General features: G+C 43.6%; 19 protein-coding genes. 15 read left to right on the forward strand and 4 right to left on the reverse strand.

All coding sequences use genetic code 11. From position 1 onward, the window contains the following. Positions 1-53 precede the first annotated feature (53 nt). The 4 genes from arsJ to ACMXYV_RS06585 form a co-directional block, all read right to left on the reverse strand. The gene (gene arsJ, locus ACMXYV_RS06570) at positions 54-1277 is read right to left on the reverse strand and encodes an organoarsenical effux MFS transporter ArsJ (RefSeq protein WP_415890951.1); all 1224 of its coding nucleotides are present in this window, start codon (positions 1275-1277) and stop codon (positions 54-56) included. Beyond that, a complete protein-coding gene (locus tag ACMXYV_RS06575; protein WP_415891430.1) occupies positions 1274-2284 on the reverse strand; it encodes an ArsJ-associated glyceraldehyde-3-phosphate dehydrogenase in 1011 nt (336 codons plus the stop codon). The genes arsJ and ACMXYV_RS06575 overlap by 4 nt, the downstream gene beginning before the upstream one ends. A gap of 7 nt (positions 2285-2291) precedes the next feature. Continuing rightward, positions 2292-2645 carry a metalloregulator ArsR/SmtB family transcription factor gene (locus ACMXYV_RS06580; protein WP_415890952.1) on the reverse strand — a complete coding sequence of 118 codons (354 nt, stop codon included), beginning with the start codon at positions 2643-2645 and terminating at the stop codon, positions 2292-2294. 349 nt (positions 2646-2994) lie between these two features. Beyond that, positions 2995-3861, reverse strand: coding sequence for a prephenate dehydratase (locus ACMXYV_RS06585; RefSeq protein WP_415890953.1), 867 nt, complete (start codon positions 3859-3861; stop codon positions 2995-2997). A 100-nt stretch (positions 3862-3961) separates the two neighbouring features. On the opposite strand from ACMXYV_RS06585, the gene trmH reads away from it, so the two are divergent. From trmH to ACMXYV_RS06660, 15 genes are all read left to right on the forward strand, one after another. Then, positions 3962-4678 (forward strand): tRNA (guanosine(18)-2'-O)-methyltransferase TrmH, encoded by a 717-nt coding sequence (gene trmH / locus ACMXYV_RS06590; RefSeq protein WP_415890954.1) that lies wholly within the window; start codon positions 3962-3964, stop codon positions 4676-4678. A 54-nt stretch (positions 4679-4732) separates the two neighbouring features. Next, positions 4733-6790 (forward strand): ATP-binding protein, encoded by a 2058-nt coding sequence (locus ACMXYV_RS06595; protein ID WP_415890955.1) that lies wholly within the window; start codon positions 4733-4735, stop codon positions 6788-6790. Positions 6791-6801: 11 nt separating this feature from the next. Next, on the forward strand, positions 6802-8190 hold the full coding sequence (locus ACMXYV_RS06600) for a sigma-54-dependent transcriptional regulator (RefSeq protein WP_415890956.1): 1389 nt from the start codon (positions 6802-6804) through the stop codon (positions 8188-8190). Between the two features lie 359 nt (positions 8191-8549). Beyond that, entirely contained in the window at positions 8550-8954 is a 405-nt protein-coding gene (locus ACMXYV_RS06605) for a hypothetical protein (RefSeq protein WP_415890957.1), read from the forward strand. A 44-nt stretch (positions 8955-8998) separates the two neighbouring features. Then, positions 8999-9259: a hypothetical protein gene (locus ACMXYV_RS06610; RefSeq protein ID WP_415890958.1), complete on the forward strand. Its 261-nt coding sequence runs from the start codon at positions 8999-9001 to the stop codon at positions 9257-9259. A 167-nt stretch (positions 9260-9426) separates the two neighbouring features. Continuing rightward, positions 9427-10008 (forward strand): hypothetical protein, encoded by a 582-nt coding sequence (locus ACMXYV_RS06615; protein ID WP_415890959.1) that lies wholly within the window; start codon positions 9427-9429, stop codon positions 10006-10008. Positions 10009-10106: 98 nt separating this feature from the next. Beyond that, complete coding sequence (locus ACMXYV_RS06620; protein ID WP_415890960.1) at positions 10107-10397, forward strand: hypothetical protein; 291 nt, start codon at positions 10107-10109, stop codon at positions 10395-10397. Between the two features lie 186 nt (positions 10398-10583). Continuing rightward, positions 10584-10997 carry a helix-turn-helix domain-containing protein gene (locus ACMXYV_RS06625; protein WP_415890961.1) on the forward strand — a complete coding sequence of 138 codons (414 nt, stop codon included), beginning with the start codon at positions 10584-10586 and terminating at the stop codon, positions 10995-10997. 82 nt (positions 10998-11079) lie between these two features. Then, complete coding sequence (locus tag ACMXYV_RS06630) at positions 11080-11361, forward strand: hypothetical protein (protein WP_415890962.1); 282 nt, start codon at positions 11080-11082, stop codon at positions 11359-11361. Positions 11362-11388: 27 nt separating this feature from the next. Then, entirely contained in the window at positions 11389-11796 is a 408-nt protein-coding gene (locus ACMXYV_RS06635) for a hypothetical protein (RefSeq protein ID WP_415890963.1), read from the forward strand. A gap of 86 nt (positions 11797-11882) precedes the next feature. Further along, on the forward strand, positions 11883-12128 hold the full coding sequence (locus tag ACMXYV_RS06640) for a DUF6868 family protein (protein WP_415890964.1): 246 nt from the start codon (positions 11883-11885) through the stop codon (positions 12126-12128). A gap of 215 nt (positions 12129-12343) precedes the next feature. After that, positions 12344-12859, forward strand: coding sequence for a shikimate kinase (locus ACMXYV_RS06645; protein ID WP_415890965.1), 516 nt, complete (start codon positions 12344-12346; stop codon positions 12857-12859). Position 12860: 1 nt separating this feature from the next. Continuing rightward, entirely contained in the window at positions 12861-13196 is a 336-nt protein-coding gene (locus tag ACMXYV_RS06650; RefSeq protein WP_415890966.1) for a DUF4144 family protein, read from the forward strand. Positions 13197-13300: 104 nt separating this feature from the next. Then, the gene (locus tag ACMXYV_RS06655) at positions 13301-13849 is read left to right on the forward strand and encodes a hypothetical protein (RefSeq protein ID WP_415890967.1); all 549 of its coding nucleotides are present in this window, start codon (positions 13301-13303) and stop codon (positions 13847-13849) included. Between the two features lie 161 nt (positions 13850-14010). After that, a complete protein-coding gene (locus ACMXYV_RS06660) occupies positions 14011-14406 on the forward strand; it encodes a hypothetical protein (protein WP_415890968.1) in 396 nt (131 codons plus the stop codon). Positions 14407-14445 lie beyond the last annotated feature (39 nt).

The raw sequence follows: 14445 nt of genomic DNA on the forward strand, positions 1-14445 counted from the left end.
TTTAGCTGCTTAAATCAGAGTTAGTGTTTAAAACTAAAATTTAGTGCAACGACTCAAACTGAAGTGGCAGCCTGAGTAGTTGCTGCTTTAGGTAGCCATAGCGAGATAATCGCAGCTATCAAGAGCATTAAGGAAGAGAAGTACAAGCAGGCTTCGAGTCCCCATAGCTGGAATACAGCACCGGAAAGCACTGTCCCGATCAAACGCCCCATCGCATTGGCCATATAGTAAAAACCAACATCGAGAGAGGTACCGTCTTTACGTGCATAGCTAACGATTAAGTAGCTGTGAAGCGAGCTATTTAGAGCGAAGACCGCGCCGAAAATACCTAAGCCCACCAGCAGAACCCATACTTCATTAGTGCCTAGACTCAATGCGAACAACGCTGGTATAAAGCAGAGTATGCCTGCCCAAAGTGCAGCACTGCGCCCGCTAGGCGGTGTTTTAGATTTTTTACCGGTAATGCTTGGTGCAATTGACTGAATAAAGCCATACATGATGACCCAGCCAGCCATGACGCTGCCAACTATCCAAAAATCCCAACCGATGGTTTCGCTTAGATAAACTGGCAAAGCAACTACAAACCAGATATCTCTGGAGGCAAACAGAAACATCCGTGCAGCTGAGAGGATATTGATCGCTCGATTCTTAGAGAAGATTTCAGTGAATTTTGGTTTTGACTTTGAAACGCCAAGGCTCTTAGTCAGCAATATTAGGCTGCAAAAAAACACAAAGACCAAGCCGATCAGCATGATCCACATGGCGCCTTGGAAGCCGACAAGGTGGAGCAAAGCCCCGCCTAAGAAGAAGCCTACACCTTTAAGTGCATTTTTAGAGCCAGTAAGAATAGCTACCCACTTAAATAGCGTGCTTTGTGCGCTTTCATCAACGAGTGATTTAATCGCACTTTTAGCACTCATCTTATTTAGATCTTTTGCTATACCGGATAGTGCTTGAGCGGCCATCACCCAAGCCATGCTTAAGTAATCCGTTGGCAGAGTCAGCATGAGTAGGGCTATGATCTGCAAAGATAGCCCTATATTCATGGTTTTGTTTAAACCAATTCTTGCGCCCAGCCAGCCTCCAAATAGATTGGTGACAACTCCGAAGAATTCATAAAACAAAAACAGCAGCGCAATGCTGAGTGCACCGTATCCAAGTTGGTGGAAGTGCAGTACAACTAACATGCGCAACGCGCCATCCGTTAAGGTAAAGGCCCAGTAATTACCTGTAACGACCATGTATTGCCGGATGGCACTGTTGGCAAGGTTACTCATTTTTCACAATCAATCGCGATATATTTGGCTAATTCGGCAGTACGGTTTACGTAGCCCCATTCATTGTCGTACCAAGCGTACAGCTTCAACTGAGTGCCGTTCACTACCATGGTGGATAGGGCATCGATGATGCTAGAACGCGGGTCTGTTCGGTAGTCGATCGAAACTAGAGGGCGCTCTTCGTAACCCAAAATTCCTTTTAGGGAGTTTTCAGCAGCTTCAGCGAATAAGGCATTTACTTCAGCTTCTGTTGTTTCACGTTCAAGTTCGAAAACCATGTCCGTTAACGAAGCATTCGCTAAAGGAATACGTACGGCATGGCCGTTTAGCTTACCGGTTAGCTCTGGGAAGATCTGAGTAATCGCTTTGGCAGATCCCGTCGTAGTTGGGATAAGGCTCATGCCACAAGCGCGTGCACGTCTAAGATCTTTATGCGGCGCATCTAAGATCGTTTGTGTGTTCGTGATGTCGTGAATCGTGGTCATTGAACCGTGTTTAATGCCAAGTTTCTCGTGTACAACCTTAACAACAGGCGCAAGACAGTTAGTAGTACAGGATGCAGCCGTAACGATTGGGAATTCACCCGGCGTATACAGCTGATGGTTGATGCCCATTACTAGGTTAAGTACACCTTCTTCTTTTACCGGCGCTGTCACAACCACATGCTTTACACCCTGTTCGGTGTATTTATCTAACAGTGCCTTTTTCTTCATGACACCGCTGGCTTCAAAGACAAGATCACAGCCAGACCAATCGGTATCTTCTATGCGGCTATTGTGAGTAACGCTGATCTGCTGATCATTAATAATCATGCCAGTGTCAGTTGCGGTAGCTTCGTACTTCCAAGTGCCATGTACTGAATCAAAATTCATCAGATGGGCTAATGTAGCGGCATCACCTTGTGGGTCGTTGATCTGTACAAATTCAAATTCTGGCCATTCCCAAGCCGCACGCATTATCAATCGGCCCATCCGACCGAAACCATTAATACCAACTTTGATAGTCATCTTTTTATCACTCACAGCAGCTTTCTGAGGTTAAGCTTTTATTTAGTAGTTCTGCTAGCTCTGTTTGGCTAGCTTCATAAGTCTCGTTGATTACGCGCTGACACCACGCTGGGAGTTGGTTGTTCAGGCTGTAATAAACCCAGCGGCCTTTGCGGCTATCACTCACAATTCCATGTTCTCTTAGCTGGGCCAGATGTCGCGAAATCTTGGGTTGGCTGAGCTCAAGTAGCGTTGTGAAATCACAGACGCAGAGAGTTTTGTGGTGATGTATCAGCATTATCAGTTCAAATCTTGTCGTGTCTGATAAGCACTTAAATAGAGTCGTGGCTTGCATATTTAATCCACATATACGTTTTTCCATATATGGTGGCAAAAATTTATAGGGCCCGCAATAGCGGTTTAGGTGTTGGCGGTAAGATTTTTGAATGGAATAGGGGAATAGTTTTCTGCAGGCATAAAAAAACCCCTCTAAAAGAGGGGCAAAAAATGCGTTAACTCATGGCGAGGCCAGAGTTGAAGATGGGATGCAGATGGGCTTGAAAGCTATCACATGTCCTTGATAGCTAAGCCGCAAGTGCATATGTAGTATGTTGATTTTTTGTGCAGTGCAAAATTAAACTTTGGTGCAGAATGTAATCACCTAATTGATACTTCCGTTTAGTTTAGCTGAGTATCAATTAGGTTTGTGTGGTTAAGCGCTTTTCAGGCTATTACTCAATGATTTGATCGTCTTCCAAACGGAAGTGATGCAGCGGGTAAGTGCCCATAATGCGGACATCTTTGGCGAAAAAGTCGAGTTCTTGAAGCGCATATTTCATCGCTTTCTGGTCTGGATGACCTTCGACATCAAGGTGAAAGCTAGTTGCCGTCATCGTATCAGATGCCATGTAGCTCTCTAGTTTCAACATGTTCACGCCATTGGTAGAGAATCCGCCTAGCGCTTTATAGAGTGCAGCCGGAATATTGCGTACAGTGAACATGATAGATGTCATAAAGCGAGAACCGCTGGTTAGCGCAGGGATATGACTGTCACGCGCAAGAATCAAGAAGCGGGTAGTATTCCCGGTTTTATCTTGGAAGTTCTCACGGATAATCTCTAGATTATATAACTCAGCCGCTAGGCTCGAGGCGATCGCTGCATGGCCTGGTGTTTGTTTTTCGCTTAGCTCGGCAGCCGCACCTGCGGTATCAAGGCTAGCAACTGGTTTAATGCCAAGTTCATTAATATGGCCATCGCATTGCGCTAGTGCTTGAGGGTGAGAAGCCACAGTCGTGATATCTTCTAGCTTTGTGCCTTTTGGCGCTAACAAGCAGTGATTCACTGGTTCAAAGTGTTCGCCGACTATGTGTAGCTCAGTTTTCGGCATTAAACGGTAGATCTCTTCTACACGACCCGCTGTTGAGTTTTCGAGCGGGATCATCGCTAAACGTGCCTGACCGCGCTCCACCATAAACATCGCATCCGAAAAAGTTGCACAGGCGTTAGCTTCTAATTCTGGATGGGCTTTGCGGCATGAAAGGTGTGAATAAGCACCCGGTACGCCTTGATAAGCAATAATGGCAGGCAGGTTGGTCATGGTCTTTATCTGTTTAACGAAAATTGAGGCGCGTATTATTACACAGAGATAAAAACTCTGTTACTGTTCGCGCAGTTAAATTACCTGCAATTATAGTTTTATGACGCCAGAACGTACTGAAAAACTGCTAAGTGTGCTTAAACGCCGCCAACCTGATCTGAGTTTGATTGCTGATCAAGTAAATAAACCACGAAATTTATCTGCTCTGATTCGTAATTGCGATGCTGTTGGTATTCACAGTATTCATTCTGTTGTGCCTAAAGAGGGCTACCGAACTTATCGTGGTACGGCGAAGGGCAGTGATTTTTACGTTAAAAACAGACAGCACGAATCAGTCGAATCGGCGATCGAAACGGTTAAAGCTCAGGGCATGAAAGTGGTGGCGGCGCATTTTACCGATCAAGCGATCGATTACCGCGAGTTTGATTACACCCAACCATGTGCGCTTTTGATGGGCGCTGAAAAACAGGGTGTGAGTGATATAGCAGCGCAGATGGCCGATCAGCACATCATTATCCCGATGATGGGGATGGTGAGCTCACTTAACGTATCCACGGCAGCAGGGATTATTCTGGTCGAAGCTCAGCGCCAACGTATAGCCGCGGGTTTGTATGAAAAGCAGCACCTGAGCGACGAAGAGATATCGCGTACCCTGTTTGAGTGGGGCAATCGAGATCTGGCGAAGTTCTGCCGCGATAAAGGGTTAGCTTACCCACCACTGGATGATATCGGTGATGTGATTGACGCACCGGGTTGGCATCAACGTGTGCAGGCAGGTCAGGCAGATAAATGTGATTGGAGCAGCATTGCTGTTTGATTCAATCCCTGAACCCCTGCTAATCTGAGTTTTTGGGTTTCGAATTAATCACTAATGGTCAGACGACTGCTTGTCACGCTTCTCTTTTTATTACTAACGCTTGTCTGTACATGGCAGGTAGTTACCTTTGCGCGTGACTGGACCCTGCAAAACTTGCATCAGCAAGGTTCTGACGAGCTTTTAAAAGTTATCACCCAGTTAAGGTCGGCATTAGACGAGTATCGTTATTTGCCGTTCTTAATCTCTCAAGATACCGATGTTAAAGCCCTTTTGGTTGATCCCTCTCCGAGCATAGCCAGAGAGGTGAGCCTCTATTTAGAGCAGATTAACCTTGTTGCGGGTTCTTCCTCTCTATTTGTTTTGAATTCCGATGGTAATACGGCTGCCTATAGCCATTGGCGGGATGAGCAGGAATTCATTCAACGATCCCATCGTAGACAAGATTACTATAAACAAGCGTTAGCGGGTCACCGAGGTGGTCAATTTAGTTTGAATGAACATAATCAATCACCTGCTTACTTTTTGTCTTCACCTGTTTATAACGGCACAGAGTTTTCGGGTGCAGCAGTGGTTCGGGTTGAACTGGAGGCGATGGTTAAAAAGCTGCGTTCAACTGGCGAAGTGATCTTGAGAGATAAGGCCGGTTCTATCTTCTTTACTACCGCGCCACTGACTCGATTTCAAACGGTAAAAGAGCAGGTTGATGAAGAGGTTTTAATGCTTGAGAGCGGTGTGATTACGCGGCTTTGGAAGCGAGGTGCTGATCAATGGTTGTCACGCTCTGTAGCGCTTGATGACTTGAATTGGCAAGTATCGGTTCTTACAGACACCGAAGTCGTTAAGCGTAACGTCAGAAATGCCGCGTTGTTCTCGTTTGGTGGCTGTATCGCGCTTGGTCTGTTTGCTTTGTGGTTTAGAGAGAGGCAGTTAAAGCTCCGCTCACAAAATGTCACCCGTGAGACCTTAGCGAAAAGTGAAGCGCAACAAAAAGCGATTATTAATAACGCGCAGGTTGGCTTACTGCTTATCGATGAAAGAGGACATATCACCTTTGCCAACGATATGGCTCTGCAGCAGTTTGCTGTATCGATGCCATTGATCTTGGCGAAACCTTTGTTGGAATTACTGGCTTCAGATGGAGTTACCCCTATTGCGAGGGTTTTACATCGCCTCGGTGAAAAGGGTTTTTCTCCGCTGGTGGGTTACGAGGCGGTAGGTTCCAGAAGTGACGGGACTGAATTCCCGCTGATGATCTCTATCCGAAAAATGCAGGGGTATGAGGCGAAGCAGTTCCTTGTGACAGTCATCGATATATCCAGACGTAAAGGCTTGGAGGTTCAGTTACAGAAAGCCAATGAGTCTTTGGAACATAAAGTCGAAGAACGAACGCTAGCCCTTAGAGAAGCGCAGGAAGAGTTGGTGCAGGCCGGTAAAATGGCGGTGCTTGGTCGCATGTCTACTGCAATTGTGCATGAACTGAATCAACCGCTAACCGCGATTAGAAATTACGTGGCAATCTGCCGACAGGTGATGACTCAACCTGAAATGCTAGAAGAAAGCCTGTTAGAAGTAGACGGGCTCACACAACGCATGGCGCAAATCACTGCCCAGCTAAAAACCTACGCTTATAAAAAACCAGAACAAAAACAACCGGTTTCCATGCAAATGGTGCTCGAGAACTCTTTGCAGATGTTTAAGCAGCGCATTGCTGATGAAGAAGTGCAGCTCAAGTTCGATCTACCTGAGAAAACACTATTTGTTCTCGGTGACAATGCTCGTTTGGAGCAGGTTGTCGTTAACCTAGTCAAAAATGCTCTAGATGCCATGCACGGTGTATCGGATAAACTGCTTCAGATTGAATTGACCGAAGATAGCGAATCTCAGCAGTTGCAATTGCAAGTAAACGATAGCGGGGAAGGTATCGATCCTGCGCTACTGGCTAATCTATTTGATCCATTTATTACCTCTAAACCTATGGGTGATGGCCTAGGCTTAGGTTTAGCGATTGTTAAATCTATCATGCGTGATTTAAATGGTGATATAAGCGCAGGGAATACCGAGCAGGGCGGTGCTGTCTTTACCTTGCTATTACCTATTTGTGAAACTAATTAGAGAAGGTCGTAATGACAGATAAGCAATCACCAAATCAGTCATCCAGAGGTACCGTTTTATTGGTAGACGATGAAGCCATGGTGCGGAAATCTACCGAAAAATGGTTACAAATGGCCGGTTTTGATGTGATTGGCTGTGATAGCGGCCAGCAGGCGCTTAGCCATATCCAAGTCGACTTCCCTGGTATCGTTGTCAGCGATGTCAAAATGCCAGAGATGACCGGCTTAGAGTTGATGGATAATATCTTGGAGGCTGTACCTGGTTTCCCTGTGGTTCTGGTAACGGGGCATGGCGATGTCGATATGGCCATTGGTGCCATGAGAAAGGGCGCTTATGATTTTATTGAAAAACCTTTCAACCCAGAGCGCTTAGTAGAGACGATCCAACGTGCTTGTGAAAAGCGCCGTTTAATGTTGGATAACCTACGCCTGCAGCAAAATTTAGCGTCTTCTAGTGGCATTGATCAGCGCCTAATTGGCATATCGCCAGCGATCAGGCGATTAAAGCAAGAGATCTTAACGCTGGCTGATCTTGATACCAATGTCATCATCTATGGTGAAACCGGTACGGGTAAAGAGCTGGTGGCGCAGTCGCTGCACGAATTTAGCCATCGTAAAGACAAGCATTTTGTACCGATCAACTGTGGTGCGATTCCAGAATCTCTAATTGAGAGCGAACTCTTTGGTCACGAAGCGGGTGCCTTTACGGGTGCAGCTAAACGCAGAATCGGTAAGTTTGAATACGCTAGTGGTGGCACATTGTTTCTTGATGAAATCGAGAGCATGCCGCTACACCTGCAGATCAAGCTACTACGTGCATTGCAGGAAGGTGTGATTGAGCGTCTAGGTGGTAATTCTCCGATCAAAGTCGATCTGCGTGTCATTGCTGCGGCTAAAACCGATCTGCGAGAAGAGGATGATTTCCGTGAAGACCTGTTCTATCGCTTAAACGTATCGCAATTACATATCCCGCCATTGCGAGATCGTTTAGAAGATACACCGTTACTGTTTGAGCACTATGTGCGTATGACCTCGGAATCTCACGATAAAGAGCAGCGAGCACTGCCCGAGCAAGACTTCCGCACCCTGCAAAGCTACCAATGGCCGGGTAATGTTCGCGAGCTAAAAAATATCGCCATGCGCTACGCCTTAGATAAGCGCGTATCGGTAAGCGATATTCTCTTCCCCGATACCAGCAATCTGCAGGCTTCACACCTTGAAGGGGATATTAGCCAACCCCTAGCAGTACAAGTTGCCGGCTTTGAGGCCGAAGTCATCAAGCGTTCTCTGCAACAACACCAAGGTAATATCAAAGCGGTGATGGACGCGCTGGATCTGCCTAGACGTACGTTAAACCAGAAGATGGCGAAGTACGGGATTAATCGGGCTGATTACACTTAAAGCGGTTCAGCCAAATTCATAAATGTATGAGTAGATTATTCGAGAGATAGAGTTTGTAGCTACAAGCTCTATCTAAAATGATTTACTTGTATTGCCCCCTAAGCTGGGTTAAAAGTTAACTAAATCAGACAGATGGAAGTCGAGCGTTTGTAGGTACATCGATCATTTTGTACCTAGCCTGCTGTATCAATAGAGATAAGCATATGTACGCATTGCCATGGAAGAGTGTTTTTCATTTCTAAATAATTCCTTCCTTTTCAATTTATTACATCTGTATTTGGTCAAAAAGAGGCTGGGCGCTTTATGCCCTCCATATACGCATATCATGTAAAAGTGATATCTGATCGGAGTAGTTGTTAGTGAATATACTTGATGTTTTTAAGAATAAAGTGGGATCTTTACTTAAAGAAAGTGACCAAGAAGCTAATGAAAGTCTGATTGAGTTAGCGACATTCTTCTACAAAATAGATAATCGGGTTTCACTGGAAGAGCAAAGATATGTTGATGAACTCATGGGGAGCATAGAGTGGAGCTCAACCATAAGCATTGAATCGTTTCAAAGATCTTGTGTTTCAAAAATAAATCAAATCATCAGATGCTCGGAAGAAGAAACGTTATCCTATCTCTCAAACCTTATGAAGGAGCTGTCTCAGTGTGGTGCTGTGGACAAAGCCCAAGTCATAGCTAAGGAAATATCAGATTCAGATGGTGAAATCGCTGACGATGAAGTCAAGTATCTTGATCTTGTGATGTCATTTGAGTGAAGCGGGGAGCCGAGAAAGCCTATAGCTAGAACGTTAAATGGCCTATGAGTGATACGGAACTAGGAACAAGTTCAAATTCTTTTAAGAAAAGCTTTTTAATAACAAGCCTCATTGTTTTTACAATCGGTGTCATCCTACACGATTGGCTTGTAGGTCTTTTCTTGGCATTCTTTTTTGTTGCATGGAGCCCTGTAATATTCAAAAAAGAGGAGCAACGAGGTTTGGGAATATATTGCGGAATCCTTTTAGGTTTGGGTTTAGCAATTGCGTTTGTTGTTTTTGGGCCAATAACGTTTTACGAGTAACTTTTTATAAGTAGCGGTTACTGCACCCCTTTCAAGGATAAAAGGGTAGAGGCTTTTAATTCGAAAGTCCCTTTTGGGAGCATTTTATTAAACCAAGGAATAGAAGTTGAAACTAAAAGGGTAACTAAAGGGGGCGAACCCCTTAAATGCTCTTAAGTGAAAGAATTATGAAGCCTAGAACTCTTACCGTTATGACAATGTTGCTAGATCTTAAAGCAGCTGCTTTTAGTCTCCTTGAAGATAAGCACAAGAACCCTGCATTACTAAATATGTATTCGCTTATCGATATATGTGCGAGCCTTTCGAATCGAGGAAAAAAACAAAACAGGGATATCTTCGAATCTTTTCTAAAAGACTTTGCTGTCCTTACCAAGTGGGATCGGTACACGACTCAAGAACTGTGGGCTGCGCGAAGCTCTTTATTACACTCATATTCACCATTCGGCCATCATACAAACAAAGAGAACTCTACTGTTCGCCCTATTTTTTATTATTCTTGGCCCGAGAGTAAAGACGAGGTTCAATCTGTTTTAGAAGACAAAGGGTATTCTAATTTTATACTGTTAGATGTTGAGGAAATTAAGTGGTTAGCATTAGATGTTTTTAATGCTATGCATTTAAAAGTTGAAGAGGATGAAGAGTTTGAGGCTCTATTTCTTGAAAACTCCAAGAATATGCTTCCGAGTCTACATCATCTTAGATTTGAGGATGAACTTAATCTCATACAGCGCTTGGTAGAGAATGCATGAATTTAACAAGTATTGTTAATAATCGCGTACGGTCTGGAACTCTAAATGCGCTGCTTCGCAGCTACGCTTCCCATTACAAAAGCGTTAAGGGTCAATAAATGGAAATGAACCCGTTTGAAAATATATGGTTTTCTGTAACCATTGCTATTGTTGCCTTTGTTAACGTTTTATCTCTTTTCGCAAAGTCTTTTATCAAAGCTCAAGGTATTGATGCTCATTTCTTTAAAGGTCATATGAAAGATTTTATTTCTCTCATAAAAATTGCTCGTAGCAATGTGGATGACGGGATAAGGAAAAGGGCCATTATTTACGTTGGAGCTTTAGTTATAGGAACTTTTGCATTTGTAGCTTCAGCAATTGTTTTTATTCAGAATTTCCCAATGAAATGACCCTTGGTAAACTAAAGGGTTCAAAGCCCTTTTAATAAAGTTTCATAGCTCAGTAGCTAAAACCATTACTAAATCTAAGCTTATATGCCGAAATATAAGCCCTGTCGCTTAACTGTCAGGTCGCTGTCGTCACCGCCAACTTAGCTTTTACGCCATATTTGAGGCTCAGTTGGCGAGGAATTACAAATGATCGTAAAGAAATTAAGAACAGATCGGAATTGGTCACAAGAACAGCTTGCAACAATGGCTGGCCAGAGCACAAGGACTATTCAACGTGTCGAGAGTGGTCAGCGAGCTAGTCTTGAAACGCTTAAATCCCTCGCCTCTGTCTTTGAAGTCGATATATCTACTTTGATAGAGGAAATTACAGTGATTGATAAAACATCTGAGAATTGGGAAAAGCAGCCTCGGTGGTTTAAGTTTTTATTTTTTGGGATCCGCTCTAGAAAAATGCAGCTCTTCTTTGAGTTTGCATCGTTTATAGCGGGCTTACTCATATTGTTCTTTTATCCGGTTAAATCAGTATCCGCAGTGTTTTTTGTGACGGCATACGTTTTAGGGTGGTCAGTCAGATTTGGGGATACAAAGAATATTTGGTAAAAAGCTTAACTGATGAAATAGGGCTGATTAACGGCAGCTCAGCCCTTTAATATCTAATTGGGGCCTAGCGGGAGGCTAATAGTTGAGTGAAAAACTAAGAGAACAGCTTATAGAGCTTGCTGTTCATTCTGTAATACTTTTCTTCCAGTCGTGGGCTTATTATATTATTTATATCTATGTTCGATATGGCGGCATTTTTAGGGATAAGAGTAATAACGCGTCTATAGTGGAACCTTCTGATCCCTTGTTTACAGTTGCTCTTCTGGTATTGACTCCTTTTATCGCTATTACGATATTTCGTTTCCTTCGCAGTATCTGCCGCTTACTCAAAACAGCAGCTTTGACGGTCTTTGCTGCAAAATAGACGGCAAATAATCCCAAGAGCAAAGCTATGACTCCTACCGATAGATTCAGCATTCAAGAACACGAAGGAGAGTATGAAGATCGGCCGCTTCAATCTGCATTGTTCTTTTCTGGTGAAACGCTAGATTTCACTGTGCCAGGCTATGTGATCGATCAGCAGTTTGAACTGCCTGATTATTACCTTCTCTTTATAAATTGGGACTGTCCGTTTGAAGAAGGCTGTGAAGTTATAGTGATTAGCAAGCAGTTAGAGCTTGTTGGCTCTTACAGCTTTAAGCCTTTTTATAATTCTTATCTTTTGGATACTGTGGTTGAGTTATCTAAAGATCACTACCAACTAACCTTTAACGGCCCGAATAAGTTTGAGATGTTTATCTGTTATCCCAAGCGAAGTTGGTTTAAGAAGGTTGTTAAGGTCAAAGCACTTTCTGATTAACGTCTTAGGTTTGGAGTCGGTCTAAACTATTTACTAGAGCTGAGGCTTTTGGAAAGAGAAGCTATTAGAAATAGGGAGAGTTCGATATGAGTGTTGATCAGATTACGGCGTTCTTTGGCTGGAGTTCTATTTTAAGTATTGCTGTTCTCCTTTTTACTACGCTGGCTTTGATGTTAATGCGTTCGTCTGTGATCCCTCTGCATTCCAAACTGCTGGGCGTTAGTGAGGATCAGTTGCCTGTTTTGTACTTTAAATACTTAGCCAATTTCAAATTGCTGTCGTTGTGCCTGTTTATTATTCCTTATCTTTCTTTAAAGCTGATGGGTCATTAAAGCAAGATGATCTAAATACAGTGATCGAGAAATTGACAATCGCGGCGCCATCTATGACGATAGCTGTATGAGCATCAAACCAGATCAATACGTAGCACGAATTATCATCATTCCTTAGGAATGGTGGGATGCTTGATGCGCTGAATTTATTAAACCCACCCTAGATGGTGGGTTTATTGTTTCTACCTCTGGGGGTATTCGAATAGGGAGCACCCATGAGGAAAGTCGCAGTTTTTGGTAAGCCGGGTAGTGGAAAATCTACCTTGAGTAAAGCCTTGGCAAAGGTAACCGGTTTGCCACTTCATCAACTCGATTCACTTTTCTATCAGCAAAGTGGCGAGCCTGTAACGCGTGAAATCTTTGATAAAACCCATGAAGATATATTGGCCTCTGATAGTTGGATCATCGATGGCTTAGGCCCGTTAGGGGCTTTTAAGAAGCGTTTAGATGCGGCAGATACATTGGTGTATATCGACCTTCCTTATCTCACGAGTTATTGGCTTGTTACTAAGCGTTTGCTTAAAGGGTTGTTTATCAAACCCGAAGGTTGGCCGGAAGGTAGTTCTGTACTGAAAGGCAGTATTCAGAGTTATAAAATGCTGCGCTTATCACCTTCGTTTTGGAACGATGAATTTATGGCGGAGGTTGAAGGTACGGCTAAGGATAAGTCTGTTTTTGTAATCCGTAGTCTTGAAGAGTTAAAGGCGTTTATAGAGGTGTATGCGAGGTAACATGATTAAGTGGCCAGCCATTATTAAGTACCATGGAGATAGTGAACTGACTTATATCTCCAGTGGATCTGAGTGGGAAACCGATCACGATCTTCATGCCGTTGTTTATGATGCTGATGACCGTTTAATTGATTCGGATGGCGCCTTATTTTCACTAGAGGAGACAGAGGATCGCCTTGTCATGCCAAGGCCCGTCGAAGCGTATTTTGAACTTGAAGAAATGGTGGATTTGATCAGAGCGCATTTCTCTTCAATCGGTGAGTGCTGCGTATCTAAGTTTTCTATTGGCTCAATTGCCGAAGGAATTACTACTGTCGGCCAGTTTGAAGAGAGCTGACATCTAGCAATAATCAGGTCAGGGTAGAATTATTCTGTTTGTTGCTTATTTGAGACGAAAAGTAAGTAGCAAACCAAAAATTATAAAAACGGTTAGGAAAGAACATGATCAAAAGAATCACAGGTGTAGTCTCTCTTTGTGCAGCGATGATGCTGAGTACCTCAGTTTTTGCGGTTGAGCCCATTCAGCTAAACGGCAAATCTTACGCATATAATGGTAGTGAAGAGTTCACGCACTCGTACTTCACGGGTGCCGATAAAGACAAAGAAAGCTGGAACGAAAAGGTTTCTGTGATTTTCTCTTCTAGCACACGCAGCGAAGATGACCTTGAAGAGTTAGCTAACGATTTACGTGATGGCTACTCGCAGAATGGCCGTCTGGTAAAAGCGATTAAAATAGCGGCTAAAGATGGCGCTTCAACTAAGTTCGTTGTGGTGGGTGTAATGTCTGGTGAAGAGGTAGCAGAAGGGGTTATGGCCCGTGCTAGCCTTGTGGATGGTCACAGTGTGGTACTGATGTACTCTCACAGATTCTACAACGAAAACCGCGAGAAAGAGCTTATCGATTGGTTTGAAGCTAATGGCTTTAATATGGAAAAAGAACTGATCGATTTCGCAGCGATCCCTAACAGAGCTGAATTTGCAGCAAAATAGATAAGCATCTATTTTACGAGCTAAATGGTACCTATCTAGTTCACAAAAACGGGCGATCTGTGTTGAGCAGTCGCCCGTTTTTTTGTAATGGTGCTAAGGCGATTGTTTATCGACGGCTGCAGTATTAAGGCAATGGATAAGATAAAAAGGATTTACCCACTATGAAATCAAAAATTGCCTTATTGCTACTCGTGATAGCAGCGGTACTGACCTTTTTATTCTTTACATCAAGAACTGTCTATTACACCCATCAAGACCCTTCTGGTCGATATACAGCGATCGTAAGTTATAACACTTATCGATCTTTTACCCCGATGATGCCCGGATCGTCCTCTGATAAACCCGGATTTATAAAGATCGTAGATCAGCATAAGAATGATTTAGGTGAGATCCCTTTACCGATGTTGCAGTTAGCTGACTTGAAATGGACAAAAGAGGGCGCCGAAGTGAAGCTAATTGGCGAGTGGCATTTTGAGAAGGGTTACACTTTTTACTGGGATGAGAGTGGATCACAGCGGATATTTGTTCGAGGCAGCGAATCTGATTATTGGAATTAAGAGCAACCCAGTCGCTGCTTTTATTTCTACCTTCATGTT

Origin of the sequence: Neptuniibacter sp. SY11_33 (assembly GCF_047778025.1) — a bacterium.
GTDB lineage: Bacteria > Pseudomonadota > Gammaproteobacteria > Pseudomonadales > Balneatricaceae > Neptuniibacter.